Annotated in this window: 16 protein-coding genes; 10 read left to right on the top strand and 6 right to left on the bottom strand. The window is 70.7% G+C overall.

The genetic code is table 11. From position 1 onward, the window contains the following. Positions 1-2 precede the first annotated feature (2 nt). On the top strand, positions 3-1,592 hold the full coding sequence (gene serA, locus ACFYXC_RS23940; protein WP_388911070.1) for a phosphoglycerate dehydrogenase: 1,590 nt from the start codon (positions 3-5) through the stop codon (positions 1,590-1,592). A 252-nt stretch (positions 1,593-1,844) separates the two neighbouring features. On the opposite strand, the gene ACFYXC_RS23945 is transcribed toward serA, so the two are convergent. Next, positions 1,845-3,161: a PucR family transcriptional regulator gene (locus ACFYXC_RS23945; protein WP_389553989.1), complete on the bottom strand. Its 1,317-nt coding sequence runs from the start codon at positions 3,159-3,161 to the stop codon at positions 1,845-1,847. Positions 3,162-3,277: 116 nt separating this feature from the next. Here ACFYXC_RS23945 and ACFYXC_RS23950 point away from each other — a divergent pair, with 116 nt between their 5' ends. From ACFYXC_RS23950 to ACFYXC_RS23960, 3 genes are all read left to right on the top strand, one after another. Beyond that, entirely contained in the window at positions 3,278-4,204 is a 927-nt protein-coding gene (locus tag ACFYXC_RS23950; RefSeq protein WP_388911076.1) for a proline dehydrogenase family protein, read from the top strand. Positions 4,205-4,269: 65 nt separating this feature from the next. After that, positions 4,270-5,901 (top strand): L-glutamate gamma-semialdehyde dehydrogenase, encoded by a 1,632-nt coding sequence (pruA, locus tag ACFYXC_RS23955; RefSeq protein ID WP_389553990.1) that lies wholly within the window; start codon positions 4,270-4,272, stop codon positions 5,899-5,901. Between the two features lie 328 nt (positions 5,902-6,229). Further along, a complete protein-coding gene (locus tag ACFYXC_RS23960; RefSeq protein ID WP_388911081.1) occupies positions 6,230-6,358 on the top strand; it encodes a hypothetical protein in 129 nt (42 codons plus the stop codon). Positions 6,359-6,400: 42 nt separating this feature from the next. On the opposite strand, the gene ACFYXC_RS23965 is transcribed toward ACFYXC_RS23960, so the two are convergent. After that, a complete protein-coding gene (locus ACFYXC_RS23965) occupies positions 6,401-7,978 on the bottom strand; it encodes a purple acid phosphatase family protein (protein WP_389553991.1) in 1,578 nt (525 codons plus the stop codon). Positions 7,979-8,131: 153 nt separating this feature from the next. Here ACFYXC_RS23965 and ACFYXC_RS23970 point away from each other — a divergent pair, with 153 nt between their 5' ends. The 3 genes from ACFYXC_RS23970 to cimA all read left to right on the top strand — a co-directional run bounded on the left by ACFYXC_RS23970 (position 8,132) and on the right by cimA (position 12,508). After that, a complete protein-coding gene (locus ACFYXC_RS23970; RefSeq protein WP_389553992.1) occupies positions 8,132-9,172 on the top strand; it encodes a 3-isopropylmalate dehydrogenase in 1,041 nt (346 codons plus the stop codon). 273 nt (positions 9,173-9,445) lie between these two features. After that, positions 9,446-10,534, top strand: coding sequence for a branched-chain amino acid aminotransferase (locus tag ACFYXC_RS23975; protein WP_388911090.1), 1,089 nt, complete (start codon positions 9,446-9,448; stop codon positions 10,532-10,534). A 369-nt stretch (positions 10,535-10,903) separates the two neighbouring features. Then, positions 10,904-12,508 carry a citramalate synthase gene (gene cimA, locus ACFYXC_RS23980; RefSeq protein ID WP_389553993.1) on the top strand — a complete coding sequence of 535 codons (1,605 nt, stop codon included), beginning with the start codon at positions 10,904-10,906 and terminating at the stop codon, positions 12,506-12,508. Between the two features lie 162 nt (positions 12,509-12,670). On the opposite strand, the gene ACFYXC_RS23985 is transcribed toward cimA, so the two are convergent. Beyond that, the gene (locus ACFYXC_RS23985) at positions 12,671-14,548 is read right to left on the bottom strand and encodes a ricin-type beta-trefoil lectin domain protein (protein WP_389553994.1); all 1,878 of its coding nucleotides are present in this window, start codon (positions 14,546-14,548) and stop codon (positions 12,671-12,673) included. Positions 14,549-14,813: 265 nt separating this feature from the next. Here ACFYXC_RS23985 and ACFYXC_RS23990 point away from each other — a divergent pair, with 265 nt between their 5' ends. After that, the gene (locus ACFYXC_RS23990; protein ID WP_389553995.1) at positions 14,814-17,834 is read left to right on the top strand and encodes a glycoside hydrolase family 3 N-terminal domain-containing protein; all 3,021 of its coding nucleotides are present in this window, start codon (positions 14,814-14,816) and stop codon (positions 17,832-17,834) included. Positions 17,835-17,982: 148 nt separating this feature from the next. After that, positions 17,983-19,341: a hypothetical protein gene (locus ACFYXC_RS23995; protein WP_389553996.1), complete on the top strand. Its 1,359-nt coding sequence runs from the start codon at positions 17,983-17,985 to the stop codon at positions 19,339-19,341. Positions 19,342-19,447: 106 nt separating this feature from the next. On the opposite strand, the gene ACFYXC_RS24000 is transcribed toward ACFYXC_RS23995, so the two are convergent. The 3 genes from ACFYXC_RS24000 to ACFYXC_RS24010 all read right to left on the bottom strand — a co-directional run bounded on the left by ACFYXC_RS24000 (position 19,448) and on the right by ACFYXC_RS24010 (position 21,783). Beyond that, positions 19,448-20,230: a serine protease gene (locus ACFYXC_RS24000; RefSeq protein ID WP_388911106.1), complete on the bottom strand. Its 783-nt coding sequence runs from the start codon at positions 20,228-20,230 to the stop codon at positions 19,448-19,450. A 225-nt stretch (positions 20,231-20,455) separates the two neighbouring features. After that, positions 20,456-20,950: an N-acetyltransferase gene (locus tag ACFYXC_RS24005; protein WP_389553997.1), complete on the bottom strand. Its 495-nt coding sequence runs from the start codon at positions 20,948-20,950 to the stop codon at positions 20,456-20,458. A 224-nt stretch (positions 20,951-21,174) separates the two neighbouring features. After that, on the bottom strand, positions 21,175-21,783 hold the full coding sequence (locus tag ACFYXC_RS24010; protein ID WP_388911112.1) for a YceI family protein: 609 nt from the start codon (positions 21,781-21,783) through the stop codon (positions 21,175-21,177). Between the two features lie 268 nt (positions 21,784-22,051). Here ACFYXC_RS24010 and ACFYXC_RS24015 point away from each other — a divergent pair, with 268 nt between their 5' ends. Continuing rightward, positions 22,052-22,567: a hypothetical protein gene (locus ACFYXC_RS24015; RefSeq protein ID WP_389553998.1), complete on the top strand. Its 516-nt coding sequence runs from the start codon at positions 22,052-22,054 to the stop codon at positions 22,565-22,567.

Here is a 22,567-nt window from a genome sequence, read left to right on the forward strand (position 1 = left end):
ACGTGAGCTCGAAACCTGTCGTACTCATCGCTGAAGAACTGTCGCCCGCAACTGTCGACGCCCTGGGCCCGGACTTCGAGATCCGGCACTGCAACGGCGGGGACCGCGCCGAGTTGCTGCCCGCCATCGCCGACGTCGACGCGATCCTGATCCGCTCCGCGACGAAGGTCGACGCCGAGGCCGTCGCCGCGGCGAACAGGCTGAAGGTCGTCGCACGAGCCGGCGTCGGCCTGGACAACGTCGACGTCTCCGCCGCCACCAAGGCCGGCGTGATGGTCGTCAACGCCCCCACCTCGAACATCGTGACCGCCGCCGAGCTGGCCTGCGGTCTGCTGCTCGCCACCGCGCGCCACATCCCGCAGGCCAACACCGCCCTGAAGAACGGCGAGTGGAAGCGCAGCAAGTACACGGGCGTCGAACTCGCGGAGAAGACCCTCGGTGTCGTGGGCCTCGGCCGCATCGGCGCGCTCGTCGCCCAGCGCATGTCGGCCTTCGGCATGAAGGTCGTCGCCTACGACCCCTACGTACAGCCCGCGCGGGCCGCGCAGATGGGCGTCAAGGTCCTCTCGCTGGACGAGCTGCTCGAAGTCAGCGACTTCATCACCGTCCACCTGCCGAAGACGCCCGAGACCCTCGGGCTCATCGGCGACGAGGCGCTGCACAAGGTCAAGCCGTCGGTGCGGATCGTCAACGCCGCGCGCGGCGGCATCGTCGACGAGGTGGCGCTGTACTCGGCGCTCAAGGAGGGCCGCGTCGCCGGCGCCGGCCTCGACGTGTACGCGAAGGAGCCCTGCACGGACTCCCCGCTCTTCGAGCTCGACCAGGTCGTCTGCACCCCGCACCTCGGCGCCTCCACGGACGAGGCGCAGGAGAAGGCCGGTATCGCCGTTGCCCGCTCGGTGCGGCTCGCACTCGCCGGAGAGCTGGTCCCCGACGCGGTGAACGTCCAGGGCGGGGTCATCGCCGAGGACGTCAAGCCGGGCCTGCCGCTCGCCGAGAAGCTCGGCCGCATCTTCACCGCGCTCGCGGGCGAGGTCGCGGTCCGCCTCGACGTCGAGGTGTACGGCGAGATCACCCAGCACGACGTCAAGGTGCTCGAACTCTCCGCGCTCAAGGGCGTGTTCGAGGACGTCGTCGACGAGACGGTGTCGTACGTCAACGCCCCGCTGTTCGCGCAGGAGCGCGGTGTCGAGGTGCGGCTGACCACCAGCTCGGAGTCCCCGGACCACCGGAACGTGGTGACCGTGCGCGGCACCCTCGGTGACGGCCAGGAGGTTTCGGTCTCCGGCACGCTCGCCGGGCCCAAGCACCACCAGAAGATCGTGGCCGTCGGTGAGTACGACGTGGATCTGGCGCTCGCCGACCACATGGTCGTGCTCAACTACACCGACCGTCCCGGCGTCGTCGGCACCCTCGGCCGGATCCTCGGCGAGGCGGGCATCAACATCGCCGGGATGCAGGTCGCCCGTGCGGATGTGGGGGGCGAGGCGCTTGCCGTGCTGACGGTGGACGACACGGTTCCGCAGCCGGTGCTCACGGAGTTGGCGGAGGAGATCGGCGCGACGCAGGCTCGGTCGGTCAACCTCGTCTGAGGCTGCCCGAACCTGGTCGGCTGGGGGCTGCCGACCCCAGGCCCCCGCCCGGTGCTTCGTCCGCGGCCCCGGCGGGGGCTGATCGCGCAGTTCCCCACGCCCCTGAAAAGACTGCGCAGTTCCCCGCGCCCCTGAGAGGGCTGCGCTGTTCCCCGCGCCCCTGACAGGGGTGCGCAGTTGCCCGCGTCCCTGGATGTCTAGGGGTGCGGGGCGTCATCCCGTTGCTGACGGGTTGTTCAGGGGGTGGTGGTCTCAGATGCGCTGCGCCTTCAGGGTCATGTGCAGCAGCAGTCGGGCCTCGCCGTCGTCCAGGTCGAGGCCGGTCAGCTGTTCGACGCGGGACAGGCGGTAGTAGAGGGTCTGGCGGTGGATGCCCAGTGCGGCGGCGGTGCGGCCGGCCTGTCCCGCGCAGTCGAGGAACACCTCCGCCGTGTGGGCGAGTTCGCGGTGGGCCGGGTCCAGGAGCGGGCGTACGGCGGGGTCGTCCGCGGCGGTCGGGGGCAGCGTCGTCAGCAGGCGGTACGGGCCGATCGACGACCAGTGCGCGACCGGACCCAGCCGGGACTCGGCCAGGGCCGCACGCGCGGCGGCCGAAGCCTCCTGCCAGGCGGTGCCGAGGTCGGCGAGGCCCGTGCGGGACGCGGAGAGCCCGGCCGCGACGCCGGTGACGGCCGGACCGGAGCGCGGGCCGGACGGCTCCGGCCGGGCGGGGCCGTGTCCCGGGGTGCCCTCCGCCGGCGGCCCGGGCGATGTCGCGGGGCGCAGCGCCTCGGCCCTCTCCAGGAAGCGGGACGCCGCGGTCGTCGCCGGGGTGAGGACCTCCGGCGAACGCAGGCGGACCAGGAGCGCCAGGCTCTGGCCGGCGGTGGGCCACGGGGCGGCGCACAGGGCGGTGGCGCCCGGGACGGTACGGACGGAAGGGGTGTCGTCGGGGTCGGCCGAGGGCCAGGGCGCCACGCAGACCAGCGTGTGGAGGCCCTCGCCGCGAGGGCCGAGCGCCGTACGCAGTTCCGTCACCGCCAGCTCGCGCTGCCAGCCGCTCCCGGCCTCCAGGACGGCACGCAGCTCCCGGCTCAGGTCCGCCCCCGCCTGGGCCTCGTCCGCGAGGAGGGCGCCGATGCGCGGTGTCACCTCCATGGCCGCCGCGAGCTGTCGCTCGGTGGGGCCCGGGTCGTCGGCCAGCAGCCAGACGTACCCGAGGGCGACACCCCGATGGCGTACCGGGAGACAGACGCGGCCCCGGTGGACGCCCGCCTCCGGGGTCGGCGGGATGCGGACCGGTCCGGTCGCCCGGGTGATGCCGAAACTCTCGAACCAGGTCCGGACCGCCGGTGTGGAACGGCGGGTGAGGATGGAGCGGGTGCGCACAGGGTCCAGGGCGGCGGCGTCGAGTTCGCCCTCGCTGTCGTACACCCCGAAGGCGATCAGCTCGAAGTCGCGGTTCTCCAGCGTCGCGGGGGCGCCCAGGAGCTCGGAGATCTCGTCGACCAGCTCCTGGTAGTCACCCCTGTGTTCCGACGTCACCTGGGCATTCTCCCTTATGTCACCCCTGTTTCTCCGCGGCTTCATACATCTGTCTGACATCGGGGGCGCCGATGCGTGACAGCTGTCGATGGCCCACGATCGGAGGGATCCTTAGGTTTCACGGTGGTTCTCCGTCTACCGGCCTTTTGTGGAGGTGCCCCGTGCTGGGTCCCGTGATTCTCGCCGCCTCGCGCAGCGACCGGATGCGTCGTCTGATCTCGGCGGCCCCGGTGACCAAGCCGGTCGTCGACCGCTTCATCCCGGGGGAGAGCGTCGACCAGGTCGTGCCGATCATCCGCGACCTCACGGCCAAGGGCCTGGAGCTGACCATGGACGTGGTCGGCGAGGACATCACCACCCCCGAGCAGGCCGGGGCCGCCCGTGACGCCTACCTGGAGCTCGTCGGCCGCCTGGCGGAGCTGGACCTCGGGACGCGCGCCGAGATGTCGGTGAAGCTGTCCATGTTCGGGCAGGCCCTGGACGGCGGCCACGAGCTGGCGCTCGCCAACGTGCGGCCGGTCGTCGAGGCCGCCGCCGCGATCGGCACGACCGTCACGCTCGACGCGGAGGACCACACCACGCTCGACTCGATGTTCGCCATCCACGAGGAGCTCCGCGAGGACTTCCCGGAGACCGGCTGCGTCATCCAGGCGTACCTCTTCCGCACCGAGGCCGACGCCCGCCGTCTCGCCGCGAACGGCAGCCGCGTACGGCTCGTGAAGGGCGCCTACAAGGAGCCCGCCGAGGTCGCCTACCAGCGGAAGCCGGAGATCGACAAGGCGTACGTCCGTGTCCTGCGCATCCTGATGGAGGGCGACGGCTATCCGATGATCGGGTCGCACGACCCGCGCCTGATCTCCATCGCGCAGGAGCTGGGGCGGCGCGCCGGCCGCAAGGTGGACGAGTACGAGTTCCAGATGCTGTACGGGATCAGGAGCGACGAGCATGTGCGGCTCGCCGCCGAGGGCCACCGCATGCGGGTCTACACCGCGTACGGCACCGATTGGTACGGCTACTTCATGCGCCGTCTCGCGGAGAAGCCGGCCAACCTGCAGTTCTTCGCCCGTTCTGTCCTCACCAGGGACTGACCCCCCGCACACCGGCACCGGGCGCGAGCCCCGGCACACCCGCTCACTAAGGAGTTACGGAACCCATGGACGCTGTGACCCAGGTCCCCACCCCCGTCAACGAGCCGGTGCACGGCTATGCCCCCGGCTCGCCCGAGCGCGCCCGCCTGGAGGCCAAGCTCAAGGAGCTGGCCGACAACCCGATCGACCTGCCGATGACCATCGGCGGCGAGAAGCGCATGGGTGGCGGCGAGCCGTTCCAGGTGGTGCAGCCGCACAACCACAAGGCCGTCATCGGCACCCTGCGCAACGCCACCCGGCAGGACGCCCAGGACGCCATCGACGCGGCCCTCGCCGCCGCGCCCGCCTGGCGCGCGATGTCCTTCGACGACCGCGCCGCGATCATCCTGCGCGCCGCCGAGCTGCTGGCCGGACCGTGGCGCGAGACGCTCGCCGCCTCCACCATGCTGGGCCAGTCCAAGACCGCCCAGCAGGCCGAGATCGACTGTCCCTGCGAGCTCGTCGACTTCTGGCGCTTCAACGTCAAGTACGCCCGTGACCTGCTCGCCGAGCAGCCGCCGGCGAACGCGCCCGGCGTCTGGAACCGCCTCGACCACCGTCCGCTCGAAGGCTTCGTCTACGCGATCACACCGTTCAACTTCACGGCCATCGCGGGCAACCTGCCCACCGCCCCGGCGCTCATGGGCAACGTCGTCGTCTGGAAGCCGTCCCCGACGCAGACCCACGCCGCCGTGCTGCTGATGCAGCTCCTGGAGGAGGCCGGCCTGCCCAAGGGCGTCATCAACCTCGTCACCGGCGACGGCATCGAGGTCTCCGGGGTCGCCCTGGAGCACCGCGACCTCGCCGGCGTCCACTTCACCGGGTCGACCAAGACCTTCCAGTACCTGTGGAAGACGGTCGGCAACAACATCGAGAAGTACCGCACCTACCCGCGGATGGTCGGCGAGACCGGCGGCAAGGACTTCGTCGTCGCGCACCCGAGCGCCGACCGCGCCATCCTGAAGACGGCCCTGACCCGTGGCTCCTTCGAGTACCAGGGGCAGAAGTGCAGCGCGTCCTCGCGCGCGTACATCCCGGCCTCCATCTGGAACTCCGGGTTCAAGGAGGAGTTCGCGGCCGAGGTCGACGGCATCACGATGGGTGACGTCACCGACCTGTCGAACTTCATCGGCGCCGTCATCGACGAGCGGTCCTTCGCCAAGAACAAGGCCGCGATCGACCGGGCCGCCGCGGACCCGACCTGCACGATCGTCGCGGGCGGCACGTACGACGACTCGGTGGGCTATTTCGTGCGCCCGACCGTCGTCGAGTGCTCCGACCCGGCCAACGAGGTCTTCACCACCGAGTACTTCGGCCCGTTCCTCGCCGTGCACGTCTACGAGGACGAGAAGTACGACGAGATGCTGACCCAGATGGAGTCGGCGTCGGACTACGCGCTCACCGGCTCGGTCATCGCGGGCGACCGTGCCGCCGCCGCGTACACGATGGAGAAGCTGCGCTACGCCGCGGGCAACTTCTACATCAACGACAAGTCGACCGGTGCCGTCGTCGGGCAGCAGCCCTTCGGTGGCGGTCGCGCGTCGGGCACGAACGACAAGGCCGGTGCCCCGCAGAACCTGATGCGCTGGACGCTGACCCGCGCCATCAAGGAGACGCTGGTCCCGCCGACCGACTACCCGTACCCGCACATGGGCTGAGTCCTGCCCGCACACGGACCGGGACGCCGGCTCGTGTGCGGGTCGATCGTGGCTGGTCGCGCGGTTCCCCGTGCCCCTGAGGGGTGCGGGGAACCGCTGTACCGTCTCAGATAGTAGGAAGTCCGACTAACCATGCAGACAGATGCGCGCTCCTCGCCTAGCTTTGAAGGAGCCGAACGTCTCGCTCGACCCAGCGAATGGCGGTCGTGAGCCGGAGCCCCTGGCAGGCAACCCCTGCGGCACCGCTCCCCGCCCCATCCGGCGTCTCGCACATCCCTTCACCCCCCACTTCCGGCTGCCGCTGCCGGAGGCAAGGAGTCGATTCATCATGGCCGAGACGACCGTCCGCCGAGTCCGTCACGTCTCCCGTACCACCGAGTCCGACCGGAAGAACGCCGCCGCCGCGCTCCAGCGCGCCCTGGACCGCCGGGACAACGGCGGCTCGACGGGCCATTGAGCCGAACCGAGAAGGAACCGAGCCGCCGCGTGGCGCGGGGCCTCACGCCCCGCGCCGCACCTCGAAGTGGTCGATGCGCCTGCCGTTCTCGGCCAGCGCCGACACCTTGAGCCGGGGAGCCGCACCCGCCACCGCCTCCACGGAGAGGAAGGAGTAGCCGGTGTACCGCACCCGCGACCACTCCACGGTGTCCGGGTTCCGGTTCCGCGCCTTCGTCCAGTGGTACGTCTCCACGGACTCCCGGTCCGCGACCTTGCCCTCGTAGCTGTCCTTCACCCCTGCCGGGAAGCTGTACAGGCTCTTGCCCGCCCCGCCGGCGGTGACGTACACGATCCCGTCGCGCGTCGGATCGGTCGACGCGCCGACCGGGACCTGCCTGCCCACCCGGCCGTTCCTGATGGCGTCGGTGCGCTCGTACACGTGGTTGTGGCCGTTGATCACCAGGTCCACCTGGTGCTTGGTGAACAGCGGCAGCCAGGCGTCCCGTACGCCGCCGTCCGAGGCGTGCGTCGACGTCGAGTAGGCGCAGTGGTGGAAGAAGACCACCACGAAGTCGACCTGCTCGCGCAGTTCCCCGAGCCGCCTGTCGAGCCAGGCCGTCTGCCGGCCGTCCGAGTAGCCCTTGTTGGCGGGGATCTCGTACGACACGTCGTTCGCGTCCAGTGCCACGATGCCGACGTTGCCGTACGTGAACGAGTAGACGCCCGGGGCGTTCTTCGCGTCGAAGCCGTTGTCCGGGAGCGAGAAGCGCGCCGACTGGCCGCCGTAGCCGTTCGGCGAGTACCACGCCTCCATGTCGTGGTTGCCCGTCGTCACCATCCACGGAACGGTCTTCGCCACCGTCTCCGTCTGCTTGAGGAACAGGTCCCAGGCGGTGGGGTCGTAGATGTCCGACTCCTTCCCGTGGCCCGTCACGTCCGCGTAGCAGATGTCCCCCGCGTGCAGGTGGAAGGCGGGCTCCCGGCCGAGGATGAGCTTGTCGTTGGCGAGTGCGTCGGGGGTGACGCCCTGGTCGCCGAAGGCGGTGAACACGAACGTCTCCGCACGGGCGGGCGCCGTGGTGAACGAGCCGACCGTGGCGTGCCGCTCCTTCGACGCCGGGTCGAACCCCTCGTGACCGACGCCGTAGTAGTACGTCGTCCCGGGCCGCAGGCCGTCCAGCGCCGCGTGCAGGTAGAACTGGTCGAGGGCGAGACGGACCCCTTCGAGCCCGGGGGTGTGCAGGTCGCGTACCTCGGCGTCGATCCTGCGGCTCAGCTCCCAGGGCTTCAGGCCCACCCGCACGTACGGCTTGCGCACCGCGAGCGGCACCTGCCAGGAGATCCGCATCTGGGTCCTGGGGTCCGCGCCGAAGGCCAGATGGCGGCCGAAGGGGGCGACGACCGCGCCGTCCACCTGCTCGGTCGGCGTGGGCGAGGAGGACGGCGCAGAGGCGGACCGGCTCGCCGCGTCCGTGCCGGAGCCCGTGCCCGAACAGCCGGTCAGCAGCCCGCCGGCCACCGCGCCCGCACTCACCAGGGCGCGGCGGCGGGAGAACTTCGTCCGCAGGTACTCGTACTGCTCCGCCATGCTCATCCGGCGTGCGAGCTGCGGCGGAATGCCGACGTCGGGAGTGTCCATGCCGGTGAACTTCCCATCGCGCGCCGACATCCGCCATACGTACAGGTGAACGCCGGTTGACGGATTGTCGCGCGCGCTCCGGACGGCACCCCGGGCATGTCCGTATCGCGGACATCCCGTGTCATCCCGTGGGACGAGGAGTAGGGTGCCGACATGTCTCGCAGCCTCGATCTCGCAGTGATCCCCGGTGACGGCATCGGCCAGGAAGTCGTGGCCCAAGGTCTCAAGGTCCTCTCGGCCGTCCTCCCGCAGGATGTGAAGCTGGAGACCAAGGAGTACGACTTCGGCGCCCGGCGCTACCACGCGACCGGTGAGACCCTCACCGACGCCGACCTGGACGCCCTGAAGCAGCACGACGCGATCCTGCTCGGCGCGATCGGTGACCCGTCGGTCCCGTCCGGTGTCCTGGAGCGCGGCTTCCTGCTCAAGCTCCGCTTCGCCTTCGACCACCACGTCAACCTGCGTCCGTCGAAGCTCCTCCCCGGCGTGGCCACCCCGCTCGCGGGCCAGCCGGAGATCGACTTCGTCGTCGTCCGCGAGGGCACCGAGGGCCCGTACACCGGCAACGGCGGCACGATCCGCAAGGGCACCCCGCACGAGATCGCCACCGAGGTCTCCGTGAACACGGCCTTCGGCGTCGAGCGTGTCGTGCGCGACGCCTTCGCCCGTGCGCAGGCCCGCCCGCGCAAGAAGCTCACGCTGGTCCACAAGAACAACGTGCTGACCTTCGCGGGCCACCTGTGGACGAACACCTTCCACAAGGTGGCCGAGGAGTTCCCCGAGGTCACCACGGACTACATCCACGTGGACGCCGCGACGATCTACCTCGTCACGGACCCGGCCCGGTTCGACGTGATCGTCACCGACAACCTCTTCGGCGACATCATCACCGACCTCGCCGCGGCCGTCTCCGGCGGCATCGGCGTCGCCGCCTCCGGCAACATCAACCCGAGCGGCGAGTTCCCGTCCATGTTCGAGCCGGTGCACGGCTCGGCCCCGGACATCGCCGGCCAGGGCAAGGCCGACCCCAGCGCCACCGTGCTGTCCGTCGCCCTTCTGCTGCGTCACCTCGGCCACGAGAGCGAGGCCGCCCGCATCGAGGACGCCGTCTCCGCCGACCTCGCGGAGCGCGGCACCACGACCCGTACGACCGAGGAGATCGGCGACGCGCTCGCCGCCCGAGTATCCGGCTGACCCGCCGGTACCACCCAAGCCGCCGGGTCGCATCCGCACCCGGCGGCTTTTCGTATGCCTCGCCGGGTGCCACCATCAATCCTGGGCCGCATTCACACCGTTTCGCCCCCATGGCCTCCTGGGCATGGGTGGTGCCCCCACTCGGCTCACCTCGCGCGATAATCGAACGCGGAGCCGCCGAATGAGGGAATGCTCGGACGTCCTAACACTGGCCACTGGCAGTAGAGGCGTGAGCGCGGCCCGTCACACACAACCGGTGAAGGACAACCACTCATGACGACGCCCACGATCGAGCTCAAGCCCTCCTCGTCCCCGCTGTCCGCGGCGGAGCGCGAGGCGATCCTGACCGGCCCCGGATTCGGCCGCCACTTCACCGACCACATGGTGACGATCAAGTGGACCGAGGGCCGCGGCTGGCACGACGGCCAGCTCACGCCGTACGGTCCGCTCTCCCTCGACCCGGCGACCAACGTCCTGCACTACGCGCAGGAGATCTTCGAGGGACTCAAGGCGTACCGGCAGCCGGACGGCTCCGTCGCCACGTTCCGCCCGGACCGCAACGCCCTGCGCTTCCAGGCGTCCGCCCGGCGCCTCGCGATGCCCGAGCTGCCCGTCGAGACCTTCGTCGAGGCATGCGACGCGCTGGTCCGGCAGGACAAGGCGTGGGTGCCGGCGCACGGCGGCGAGGAGTCGCTCTACCTGCGCCCGTTCATGATCGCGACCGAGGTCGGCCTGGGCGTGAAGCCCGCGAACGAGTACCTCTTCATCGTCATCGCGTCCCCCGCCGGCGCCTACTTCCCGGGCGGCGTGCAGCCCGTCTCCATCTGGCTCTCCGAGGACCGCGTGCGCGCCGTCCCGGGCGGCATGGGCGACGCGAAGACCGGCGGCAACTACGCGGCGTCCCTGCTCGCCCAGGCCGAGGCCGCCGCGAAGGGCTGCGACCAGGTCTGCTACCTCGACGCCGTCGAGCACAAGTGGGTCGAGGAACTGGGCGGCATGAACCTGTACTTCGTGTACGGGGACCGGATCGTCACGCCCACCCTCAGCGGGTCCATCCTGGAGGGCGTCACCCGCGACTCGCTCCTCACCGTCGCGCGTGACCTCGGCTACGGGTCCGAGCAGGCCCGCGTCTCCAGCGAGCAGTGGAAGCGCGACGCGGAGAACGGCACCCTCACCGAGGTCTTCGCCTGCGGCACCGCGGCCGTCATCACCCCCGTCGGCACCGTCAAGAGCAACACCGGCGAGTGGCAGCAGAGCGGAGGCCGTCCCGGCGAGGTCACGATGAAGCTCCGCGAGGCACTCCTGGACATCCAGCGGGGCATCGCCGAGGACAAGCACGCCTGGATGCACAACCTGGGCTGACGGCCCGCCCCCACCCGCCGCATGGACAGCGCCCGCGTGTTCGTCCGCCATCTGCGGTGATGGACCGAGTGCTCGCATCCTGAGACGGACGGTGAGCGCGGAGGAGGTCTGTGCCAGACTGCCTCCGTGCTCTCGTTCGCCATGATTATTGGCAGCAGGCGCGCCGGTCCGCAGTGACCACCACGTACGACCAGGTACGGGTGGACACCGTCGTCTCGACCCGCGCGCAGACCTCTCGCACCCGCGAGGGGTTTTTCGCTTTTCTGGCCCACCCTCAGCCGGAGGCGAGAGCGCGAGGGACCATGTGGGGACGGTGGAGCCGGTCATTCCGGTACCGACCGAGATCTGATCCTCAGGAGCCTTGACACCATGACCGACACCAGCGAGCTCGACGATTCGTTCCACGTCTTCGACACCACCCTGCGCGACGGCGCGCAGCGGGAGGGCATCAACCTCACCGTCGCGGACAAGCTGGCCATCGCACGGCACCTGGACGACTTCGGCGTGGGCTTCATCGAGGGCGGCTGGCCGGGCGCGAACCCGCGCGACACCGAGTTCTTCGCCCGCGCCCAGCAGGAGATCGACTTCAAGCACGCCGAGCTCGTCGCCTTCGGGGCCACTCGGCGCGCAGGCGGCAGGGCGAGCGAGGACCCGCAGGTCAAGGCACTCGTGGCCTCCGGCGCACCCGTCGTCACCCTCGTCGCCAAGTCCCACGACCGGCACGTCGAACTGGCGCTGCGCACCACCCTCGACGAGAACCTGGAGATGGTCCGCGACACCGTCTCGTACCTCCGTGCGCAGGGCCGCCGCGTCTTCGTCGACTGCGAGCACTTCTTCGACGGCTACCGGGCCAACCCGCAGTACGCGAAGGCCGTCGTCCGGGCCGCCTCCGAGGCCGGCGCCGACGTCGTCGTCCTGTGCGACACCAACGGCGGCATGCTGCCCGCGCAGGTCCAAGCCGTCGTCGCCACCGTCCTCGCCGACACCGGGGCACGCCTCGGCATCCACGCACAGGACGACACCGGCTGCGCCGTCGCCAACACCCTCGCCGCCGTGGACGCGGGCGCGACCCACGTCCAGTGCACGGCGAACGGCTACGGCGAGCGCGTCGGCAACTCCAATCTCTTCCCCGTGGTCGCCGCCCTGGAGCTCAAGTACGGCAAGAAGGTCCTGCCCGCGGGCGCGCTGTCCGAGATGACCCGCATCTCGCACGCCATCGCCGAGGTCGTGAACCTCACCCCGTCCACGCACCAGCCGTACGTCGGTGTCTCGGCCTTCGCCCACAAGGCCGGCCTGCACGCCTCGGCCATCAAGGTCGACCCGGACCTGTACCAGCACATCGACCCCGAGCAGGTCGGCAACACCATGCGGATGCTCGTCTCCGACATGGCGGGCCGCGCCTCCATCGAGCTCAAGGGCAAGGAGCTCGGCGTCGATCTCGGCGGCGACCGGGAGCTGATCGGGCGGGTCGTGGACCGGGTCAAGGAGCGCGAGCTCAAGGGCTACACGTACGAGGCCGCGGACGCCTCCTTCGAACTGCTGCTGCGGGAGGAGGCCGAGGGGAGGGCGCGCACGTACTTCGACGTGGAGTCCTGGCGGGCCATCGTCGAGGACCGGCCCGACGGGAGCCACGCCAACGAGGCCACGGTCAAGCTGTACGCCAAGGGGGAGCGGATCGTCGCCACGGCCGAGGGCAACGGGCCGGTCAACGCGCTCGACCGGGCGCTGCGGGTCGCCCTGGAGAAGCTGTACCCGCAGCTCGCCAAGCTGGAGCTGGTCGACTACAAGGTCCGCATCCTGGAGGGCAAGCACGGGACGCAGTCCACGACGCGGGTGCTCATCTCGACGTCGGACGGGGCGGGGGAGTGGTCGACGGTGGGGGTCGCCGAGAACGTGATCGCGGCGTCGTGGCAGGCGCTGGAGGATGCGTACACGTACGGCCTGCTGCGGGCCGGGGTCGAGCCGGCGGCGTAGCCACCGAGGGGTTTTCTCGCCCCCGCCGCCCCTTCCCGACCCGACCCTGGGGCTGCGCCCCAGACCCCCTTTGTCCTCAAACGCCGGACGGGCTGAGTTCTTCAGCCCGTCCGGCGTTTGAGGACCGGGGGTTCGGGGGCTGGCCCCCGAAACAGGAACCCCCTACCTCAGCTGCCACTTCTGGTTGGCCGCCCCCGTGCAGGACCAGATCTGCGCCCGCGCCCCGTTCGCCGACGAGTTGTCACTCACGTCCAGGCACTTGTTCGCGGCCGTGTTCACCACGTCACCGGTCGAGGCGTTGTACGACCACCGCTGCGCCCCCGACCCGTTGCAGTCGTAGAGCTGCACCTTCGCCCCGTCGGACACCGACGCGGAGGTGACGTCGAGGCACTTGCCGAGGGCCCGCACGGACCCGTCCGCCGCGACCGTCCAGCTCTGCGCCGCGGACCCGTTGCAGTCGTACAGCTGCACGGCGGACCCGTTGGCCGACGAACCGCCCGCCACGTCCAGGCACTTGCCCGCGAGACCGACGAACGCCCCCGACCGCTCCCCGCCGCCCGACTGCGTACCGGACCAGGTGAAGGTCGCCGACGTCTTGCCGGGGAGCGAGTAGGTGGCGTGCTGCGAGCCCCAGTTGACCGTCACGGTCTTGGCGGCGGACGCCTCGTTGTACGCGATCAGCGCCTTCGACCCGTCCGGGTTGCGCCACGCCACGTTCGGCACCGACGAACTCGCCGTGGAGGCGATGCGGTGCGCGCCGGGCCGGACGAACTTCGTCAGGTGGCCCATCGTGTAGTACTCGACCGTGTAGTCGACCTGCCCGTGCCGGGAGTCCCCGTTGTGCACGGTGACCAGCCCGTCGCAGGTGCCGCAGCCGCCGTTGTGCGGACCGCGGTTCTGGTCCACGGCCAGCGACCACTTGGTGACCGACTTCGCCCAGTTGCGGGTGTAGTCGATGATGTTGTGCATGTCCTCCCGCTGCTGGTTGGCGATCCAGGTGCCACCGGAGTGCTCGGTGCCGAAGGCGTCCAGCTGCGGGTACTGGTTGTGCACGGACGTCTGCTTGGCGACGTCACCGCCGTAGCCGTGCCAGGCGATCCCGCCGAAGTTCGGGTGCGAGCGGACCGCCGCGTCGTCGACCGTCTGGGCGGCGTACGCGTCGTACGTGTCCCAGTTCCAGTCGTGGGCCAGCACCTTCGTGGACAGGCCCGCGCCCTGCAGCTTGGGCAGCAGCTCGTTCTTGGTGAAGTACGCGAGGCCGGAGCCGTTCCAGCTCATGGAGGGGTAACCGGCGCAGCAGGTCGGCTCGTTCTGGGCGGTGACGTAGTCGACGGGGACGCCCTGGTCGCGCCACGCCTGGAGGTACTTCACGAAGTAGTTCGCGTACGTCCCGTAGTTCTCGGCCTTCAGCCAGCCGCCGTTGAGCTGCCCGTTGTCCTTCATCCAGGCGGGCGCGGTCCACGGCGAGGCCACCAGGGTGAGGGCCGGGTTGAGCTGTCTGGCCTGCCGGGTCAGCGGCAGGACGTCCTGGAGGTCGTGCGCGATCGAGAACTCGGACAGGTCCGGGTCGCTCTGCCCGGCCGGCACGTCGTCGTACGTGTAGCCGAAGCGCGCCAGGTCGGAGCCGCCCATCGGGTTGCGGACGAAGGACAGGCCGATGCCGTCGGTCGGCGAGAACAGCTTGCGCATGGTCGCGTCCCGGGTCGCCTGGGAGAGGGCGCCGCTGCCGTCCATCAGCCAGGCCGCGGTGTCCGTGAACGAGGCGCCGCCGCCGGAGAAGGTCTGGTAGCGGGTGTTCTCGTCGACCGTGATGTTCTCGCCGCCGCCACCGCTGCCTGCCTGGAACGCGAACGGGGTCTGCGCCTGCAGGCCCCGCACGACGTGCCGGCCGCCCGCGTCGTCCGTCGTGGTCAACCAGGCCGTGACCTGCTCGCCCGCGGCCTGCGCCGGCGGGGCGCCGACGGTGCTCAGACCGGCCGTCGTGAGCAGCCCGGCGAGGAGGAACCGGGCCACCCGGAGGGGTCTTCTGGGGACAACCATGGTGCGCCGCCCTTCTGGAGGTGGGGGGATGGGGGCGTGCGAGGCGTGAGTAAATGACGGCTGCGGGTCCGCGTCAAGAGGGTGGGCGTTCAGTTTCCGAACGGGCAACGGCCCTGATCCGGCCGGGACTTCGCTCTGTACCGGCTTTGGTGTGAAGTCTTGACGGCACGGCGGTGCATGAGTTAACTCACGGCGTGATTTAAGCCGTACGAGGTGTCGTGTCAGGTCACGTCATCACCGCTCCACGAGTGCCGAGGGAAGGTCCATGCGAAGAACCGCCCTGCTCGTCTCCGCCGCCCTGCTGACCGGTCTGCTGCCGTTCGCGGCAGCAGGGCCGGCTTCCGGAGCGGACGAACCCGCCCCCGTGCCCGTCGACAACTTCGAGGGCGAGATCCCGTTCGCGAACCCGCCCGCCGAGGGGATCTTCACCTGGGGCAGCGACACGGACGACCCGCCCACGCTGGAACTCGCCGCCCGCGACGACGCCCCACAGGGCGACAAGGTCCTCGCCGGCACGTACGAGATCAGCGGCTACGGGGGATTCACGCACGACTTCGCCTTCGCCGAGCCGGCCCACGACTGGTCGGCGAGCAAGGGCATCCGCTTCTGGTGGGACGGCCGGAACAACGGCAAGAAGGTCAACTTCGAGCTCAAGGACGGCGGCGCCAACGGCGAGGCGTCCGAGCTGTGGACGACCTCCTTCACCGACGACTTCACCGGCTGGAAGCAGCTGGAGATCCCCTTCACCGACTTCACCTACCGCACGGACTACCAGCCCGTCGGCGGCATCGACCAGGTCCTCGGCCTCACCGAGATGTGGGGGTACGCGCTCACCCTCCCGGTCGGCGTCCAGGACCGGTTCGCCATGGACGGCGTGGAGCTGTACGGCAGGGCCGACCAGGCGCTGCGGGCCAACGTCGTCACCGACGCCGCCGTCCACCCGGTGAAGGAGGGCCGCTCGGCCGCCGTGAAGGTCACGGTCGCCACCACCGGTTCCGCGCCGATCGAGGAGCCGGTCACCGTCGCCTACGAGACGGCCGGTGGCACCGGCGAGTCCGGCAAGGACTACACGCCGGTCAAGGGCGAGGTGACCTTCCCGGCCGGCACGGCCTCCGGCACCTCGCGGACCGTCACGGTGGCGACCCTGCGCGACAGGGCGGGCGAGAACGCCGAGACCGTCCCGCTGAAGCTGACGGTCACCGGCGCCAAGGCGCCCGCCGAGAACCCGCAGGTCGTCATCGACGCCCACGGACTCCCGTACCTCGACGCGAAACTGCCGGTGCAGAAGCGGGTCGCCGACCTGCTCTCCCGGCTGTCCCCCGCGGAGAAGGCCGGCCAGATGACCCAGGCCGAGCGCGGGGCGCTCACCGCGCCGGCCGACATCGCCGCGTACGACCTCGGCTCGCTGCTCTCCGGCGGCGGCTCCACGCCGACCCCGAACACGCCCGAGGCATGGGCGAAGATGATCGACGGCTTCCAGCTCCGGGCGCAGGCCACCCGCTTCCAGATCCCGCTCATCTACGGCGTGGACGCGGTGCACGGCCACAACAACCTCGTGGGCGCCACGATCCTGCCGCACAACATCGGCATCGGCGCCACGCGTGACCCCCAGGTCGCGTACGACGCCGGAAAGGTCACCGCCGCCGAGGTCCGGGCCACCGGCATCCCGTGGGACTTCGCGCCCTGCCTGTGCGTGGCGCGCGACGAGCGCTGGGGCCGGACGTACGAGGCGTTCGGCGAGGACCCGGCCCTGGTCGAGTCCATGGAGACCGTCATCCAGGGCCTCCAGGGAGCGGCGAGCGGCAAGGACCTGAAGCGCGACGACAAGGTCCTCGCCACCGCCAAGCACTTCGTCGGTGACGGCGGCACGGAGTTCGGCTCGTCCACGACCGGCTCGTACACGATCGACCAGGGCGTCACCAAGGTCACCCGGCAGCAGCTGGAGGCCGTGCACCTGGCTCAGTACCAGGACGCCGTGGACCGGGGTGTCGGCACGTTCATGCCCTCGTACTCCTCGCTGGACATCCTCGGCGACTCCGAGGGCCCGGTGAAGATGCACGCGAACGCGGCGATGCTCAACGGCGTCCTCAAGGGCCGTATGGGCTTCGACGGCTTCGTCATCAGCGACTGGCAGGCCATCGACCAGATCCCGGGCGACTACGCGAGCGACGTCCGTACGTCCATCAACGCGGGCCTCGACATGATCATGGTCCCGTACGCGTACAAGGACTTCCACGCGACGCTCCTCGACGAGGTGCGGGCCGGACGCGTCAGCGAGAAGCGGATCGACGACGCCGTCTCGCGCATCCTCACGCAGAAGTTCAAGCTGGGCCTCTTCGAGAAGCCGTACGCCGACACGAGCGGGGCCTCGAAGATCGGCTCGGCCGAGCACCGGGCCGTGGCCCGCAAGGCCGCCGCCGAGTCGCAGGTCCTGCTGAAGAACGCCGGCGGGGTGCTGCCGCTGAGGAAGTCGCAGAAGGTGTACGTCGCCGGGTCCAACGCCGACGACATCGGCAACCAGAGCGGTGGCTGGACCATCACCTGGCAGGGCTCGTCCGGGGACATCACCGACGGGACGACGATCCTGGAGGGCATGAAGAAGGCCGGGAGCGCGGTCACGTACTCGAAGGACGCGTCGGCGCCGACCGGCGGACACGACGTGGGTGTCGTGGTCGTCGGTGAGACCCCGTACGCGGAAGGCATCGGTGATGTGGGCAACGGACACGACCTGGCCCTCTCGGCCGCCGACCGGGCCGCCGTCGACACGGTGTGCGGTGCCATGAAGTGCGCGGTCCTGGTCGTCTCGGGGCGGCCGCAGCTGATCGGTGACCAGCTCGGCGACATCGACGCGCTCGTCGCGTCCTGGCTGCCGGGCACCGAGGGCGACGGGGTCGCGGACGTGCTCTACGGGAAGCGGGCCTTCACCGGGCAGCTCCCCGTGACCTGGCCGAAGTCCGAGGCGCAGCTGCCGATCAACGTCGGTGACGCCTCGTACGACCCGCAGTTCCCGTACGGGTGGGGGCTGACCACGCTCACCAAGGTGCCGGAAGGCGGCAAGGCCACGCTCAAGGCCCTCGCCGTCGCGGCCGCGCTCGCCGAGCGGGCCGGGTCCGAGGAGGCGGGACGCGTGATCGTCGGCAAGGCGAGGCTGCTCGTCCAGCAGAAGGTCGGACAGGACATCACGGCGGCGGTCGCGAAGCCGTTCGCCGACGCCGATCACCTGCTGCTCACGGGCAAGTACGCGCGGGCGGTGGAGAAACTGACGGCTGCCTACGCGGCGGCCTGACCGGCCGCCCACCGGGCCCTGGACGTCATGTGTCCGCGGCCCGGTGGGGGCTGGTCGCGCCCCCGCGTCATACAGCCTCGCGCCCCAGAAGCAGGCCGGCGGACCTGGCCACCCGCCGAAAGGCGAGGGCTGGGAGTAGCTTCGAGGTATGAAAGGCGTACTTGTACGAGGGCTGGCCGTTCTGCTGATGGTGTTCGCCGGGACGGCGGTGGCCGGTGCCGGGGCTTCGGAGGCCCGGGCCGCCACGGACGTCTCGGTCGTCGCGGACGCGCTGCGCGAGCGTCCCGTGTACGTCGATCCGTCCATGACCCGGGTGCTGTCCGACGCCGACGCCGATGCCCTGGCCGCGAAGATCGAGAAGGCGGACAAGCCGGTGTTCGTCGCCGTTCTCCCCGGGGACTTCCCCACGGAGAACCTCTTCCAGGACCTGCGCACCGACACCGGCATCACGGGCCTGTACGCGATCCGGCTCGGTACCCGGTTCGACGCGCGCGCCGACTCCTCCGTCCTGCCGGACGCCGCCGTGCGCAACCTGGTGACCAGCGTCCGGGGCGAGGACGCGAAGACCCAGCTGGACCACTTCACCGACCGGGCCCTCGTCAACATCGGCGGCTCCGCGCCCAGCGGCTGGGACGGCGGCGGTGGCGCCGTCGACACGGGTGCCCTGATCGGCGCGGGCGCGGTGGTCGTGGTGGGCGGCGCCGGCGCCTACGCCCTGGTGCGGCGCAACCGCCGCCGGCGGGAGGCGGAGCAGCGGGCGGCGCTGGAGCGGCTGCGCGTCGTCGTGGACGAGGACATCACCGCCTTCGGCGAGGAACTCGACCGGCTCGACTTCCACCCCGCGGAGGCCGGCGCGGACGACGCGATGCGCGCCGACTACGAGCGCGCTCTCGACTCGTACGACAAGGCGAAGTCCTTCATGGCCGCGGCCACCCGCCCCGAGGACGTGCGCGCGGTGACCCAGGCCCTGGAGGACGGCCGCTTCTCGCTCGCCGTGCTGGCCGCGCGCCGCGAGGGCCGGCCCCTTCCCGAGCGCCGGGCGCCCTGCTTCTTCGACCCGCGCCACGGACCCTCCGTCGCCGACGCCGCCTGGACGCCGGCCGGCGGGGCACCCCGCGAGGTGCCCGTCTGCGCCGCCGACCGGGTGCGGCTCGCCGAGGGCACCGACCCCGCCGTGCGCGAGGTCGACACGGAGTACGGGCGGCGGCCCTACTGGGACGCGGGCCCGGCGTACGGGCCCTGGGCGGGCGGCTACTTCGGCGGGGGCATCCTGCCCGGCCTGCTCGTCGGCACGATGCTCGGCTCGATGATGACCGGACCGGCCTACGCGGCCGGGTACGGGGACGTGGGCGGAGGCGGCGGGTACGAGGGCGGGGACGTGTCCGGCGCCGACTTCGACTCCGACGACTTCGGCGGAGGGTTCGGCGGCGGGGACTTCGGGGGCGGCGGGGGAGGCGGCGACTTCGGCGGGGGCGGAGGCGGCGGCGACTTCGGCGGGGGTTTCTGAGGCACCCGCCCGTCACCGGAACCCCCGGACGGGTACGCCCGCGGGCCCGGCGCGACAGGGCGCCGGGCCCGCGGGCGGTGTCACCGCGGACCGCGTGCGGGGGAGATCAGAGAGTGGCCGCCGCCGAGGCGATGGCGGAGGAGAAGGTCGAGACCTCGCTGTAGACGCCGGGGGCGTTCGCGCGGGCGCAGCCTATGCCCCAGCTGACGATGCCGACCTGGATCCAGGCACCGGCGTCGTCCTTGCGGAACATCGGGCCGCCGGAGTCGCCCTGGCAGGTGTCCACACCGCCGGCGGCGTAGCCGGCGCAGATCTCGTCGCTCGCGACCAGGCCGCTGTACCCGCTGTAGGTGCGGCAGGTGGCGTCGCTGATGAACGGCACGTTGGCCTTGAGCATGTAGCGCTGCTGGGCGCCGCCCTCGCTGGCCGAACCCCAGCCGGCGACGGTGAAGGTGCCGGAGTTGTACGCGGTGGTCGTCGCGATCTTCAGCGTGGGCAGGTTGATGGGCTGGGCGAGCTTGATGAGCGCCCAGTCCTTGCCGTTGCCGTTGTAGCCGGGGGCCCGGTACACCTTGGTGGACCTGACCTGCACCCGGCCGCTGGTGGACTGGAGGTCCACGACGCCTGCGGTGGCGGTGATGCCCGTGTTGTTGCCGGTGGCGCCCACACAGTGCGCGGCGGTCAGCACGATCTGCTGGGTGTAGAGCGCGCCGCCACAGCCCATGGAGAGCCGGACCATGAAGGGGAACTCGCCCTGCGCGGCCCGGGTCCCGCCGACGACGGGCGCGGGGGCCGCCTGTGCGGGGGAGACGGGCTGGAGGCTGATGACCGCGAGGGCGGCGGCGCCCGCCACCGCGCATCTCTTGAGCGTCTTGAGGAGGTTCTTCACCGGGATGCCTTCCGTGGGGGGTGGAAGTGACAGGCGCATGCCAATCAGACCGGAAAAAGTGACGCGGTTCCTGGCATGAGCCGGTCAATTTCTGTTGAGGGATTATGGGAACGCTGTGAGCGCCGCCACAAGGGGTGAGAACCAGCCGTTCCTATCCGGTCACCCGGGCTGCCGTCGGGTTCGGGACGTCGTCAGCTTCGGGGCGTCGTCAGGTCCGCGGTGTCGTCAGGTCCGGTCCGGCAGGGACAGCCATTCCTTCCACGACAGGTCCCGGCCGATGAACCGCGGCCGCTCGAAGGGCCACGCCCCGGCGATCCAGCGCGGTACGAACGCGTCCAGGTCCCGCTCCAGCGGGGTCCCCGCCCGGTCGTCGACGACCCACCAGGAGATCTCGGCGTCGGCGCCGGCCTTCTCCGGCGGGTCGATGTAGACGCAGCCGTACTCGGTGGTCTCCGCCTCGTCGAACAGCACGTAGTTGAAGGACTCGTGCGCCTCGATCTCGGCCGCGTGCCGTTCCAGGTCCGCGAGGTTGGCCTCGTACGTCATCGTGGCGGCGGGCCAGCCCCAGGCGTCCCCGAAGATCGACCACAGCCGTTCCCGCGACCCCATCACCGCCGGGTAGTCGATCGCTGCGTCCGCCCCGGAGATCGGCCGGAGGTGACACCCGCCGGGAACGTCGACGCGCAGGGGATGGGTGAAGTCAGCGGGCAGCCAGGTCATGCCCGGAATCTAGCGCCCGGCCCACGGGGCCCGCACCGGGATATCCGCAGTGCGCCCCCGTCCGGGACAGGACGGGGCCCGGCCCCTCGGACTGTCTGCCCGCCCGGACCGTCCGCCCGCCCGGAACGCCGAGCGCCCGCCTTCCGCTCGCGGGGAGTCGGAGGACGGGCGTGCTCGCACGGCGCACCGGGCCGGTGTCCGCACCGGCCGGTGCACGGCTCGGCTCAGGCGGCGTTCCTGATGGCCGAGATGTCGAAGGTCAGCTTGATCTTGTCGGAGACGAGCACGCCGCCGGTCTCCAGCGCCGCGTTCCAGGTGATGCCCCACTCGGAGCGCAGGATCTCCGCCTTGCCCTCGAAGCCGACGCGCTCGTTGCCGAACGGGTCCTTCGCGGCGCCGTTGAACTCCAGGTCGATGGAGAGCGGCTTGGTGGTGCCGAGGATCGTCAGGTCACCGGTGACGCGGTAGTCGTCGCCGCCGAGGGCCTCCGCCGAGGTGGAGCGGAAGGTCATCGTGGGGAACTCCTCCGTCTTGAAGAAGTCCGCGCTCTTCAGGTGACCGTCACGGTCGGCGGAACCGGTGCTGATGCTGTCCATCGTGACGTCGATGGTCGCCGTCGAGAGAGCCGGGTTGCCGCCGTCCAGGTGCAGGCTGCCGGTGAACTCCGAGAAGCCGCCCTTGACGTTCGTCACCATGGCGTGGCGCGCGACGAAACCGATCGTCGAGTGGGCCGGGTCGATGGTGTAGTCGCCGGTGAGGGCGGCGAGGTCGGGACTGACGGCGGCGGGCGCCGCGGTGGTGGTGTCGGTGTCCTTGCGGCCGAAGATGCCCATGACTGACTCCTTGGGGGACGAGCCCCGGCTCCGCGCCGAAGCTGTTTAATGTTCAACTACGGCGACCATAGACCTATTCCCTACGGGTTTCAACCGTGAGCACGGCGTGTTGCCCCGGTTGCACCCGGTTGTCATTGGTCTACTCCTAAGGTCATTCCTCGGCCCCCTGGTGGACACGTGTAGACCTCGGGCACCATCGCCTTGCTCCACCTGCACAGCCGTTCGCCCACCCCCACAGCCAGCACGGTCATCCGCAGGAAGGCTCCCCATGAATTTCCGTTCCGCCCTGACCGCCCTCGTCCTCGTCGCCGCCCCGGCCGCCGTCGTGCTCGGCGGCGCGGCGAGCGCCACCGCGGCTCCCGAGGCCGTCGCGGTCACCAAGATCAGCCACGCCACCGCGACCTCGATGTTCAGCCAGTCCGGCATCACCTGGTCCTCCTCCGGCGGCTGCTCGGACCGCAACAACCCCACCTGTACGTCCTTCACGCAGCTCAACCTCGCGACCGCGCAGGGCGCCCAGACCCTGAAGAGCGCCACCGGCTGCGCCCTCAACATCACCGGCGGCACCGAGACGGGCCACGCGAGCGGCACGTACAGCCACTGGAACGGCTACAAGCTCGACTACGCCAAGAGCACCTGCGTCACGAACTACATCAAGAACACGTTCACCTACATCGGCCCGCGCGGCGACGGAGCCCTCCAGTACAAGTCGGGCTCGGGCAACATCTACGCGGACGAGGGCAACCACTGGGACGTCCTCTACTACAACTGCGGCGGCTGCTAG

The sequence above is a fragment of the Streptomyces sp. NPDC002701 genome (genome assembly GCF_042889045.1).
Taxonomy (GTDB): Bacteria; Actinomycetota; Actinomycetes; order Streptomycetales; family Streptomycetaceae; genus Streptomyces.

Coding starts and splice junctions, on each gene's coding strand:
- ACFYXC_RS23945 (WP_389553989.1), bottom strand. CDS start 3,161: ATGAAGCCGCGGAGAAACAGGGGTGACATAAGGGAGAATGCCCAGGTG.
- pruA (WP_389553990.1), top strand. CDS start 4,270: ATGGACGCTGTGACCCAGGTCCCCACCCCCGTCAACGAGCCGGTGCAC.
- ACFYXC_RS23960 (WP_388911081.1), top strand. CDS start 6,230: ATGGCCGAGACGACCGTCCGCCGAGTCCGTCACGTCTCCCGTACCACC.
- ACFYXC_RS23965 (WP_389553991.1), bottom strand. CDS start 7,978: ATGGACACTCCCGACGTCGGCATTCCGCCGCAGCTCGCACGCCGGATG.
- ACFYXC_RS23970 (WP_389553992.1), top strand. CDS start 8,132: ATGTCTCGCAGCCTCGATCTCGCAGTGATCCCCGGTGACGGCATCGGC.
- ACFYXC_RS23975 (WP_388911090.1), top strand. CDS start 9,446: ATGACGACGCCCACGATCGAGCTCAAGCCCTCCTCGTCCCCGCTGTCC.
- cimA (WP_389553993.1), top strand. CDS start 10,904: ATGACCGACACCAGCGAGCTCGACGATTCGTTCCACGTCTTCGACACC.
- ACFYXC_RS23985 (WP_389553994.1), bottom strand. CDS start 14,548: ATGGTTGTCCCCAGAAGACCCCTCCGGGTGGCCCGGTTCCTCCTCGCC.
- ACFYXC_RS23990 (WP_389553995.1), top strand. CDS start 14,814: ATGCGAAGAACCGCCCTGCTCGTCTCCGCCGCCCTGCTGACCGGTCTG.
- ACFYXC_RS23995 (WP_389553996.1), top strand. CDS start 17,983: ATGAAAGGCGTACTTGTACGAGGGCTGGCCGTTCTGCTGATGGTGTTC.
- ACFYXC_RS24005 (WP_389553997.1), bottom strand. CDS start 20,950: ATGACCTGGCTGCCCGCTGACTTCACCCATCCCCTGCGCGTCGACGTT.
- ACFYXC_RS24010 (WP_388911112.1), bottom strand. CDS start 21,783: ATGGGCATCTTCGGCCGCAAGGACACCGACACCACCACCGCGGCGCCC.
- ACFYXC_RS24015 (WP_389553998.1), top strand. CDS start 22,052: ATGAATTTCCGTTCCGCCCTGACCGCCCTCGTCCTCGTCGCCGCCCCG.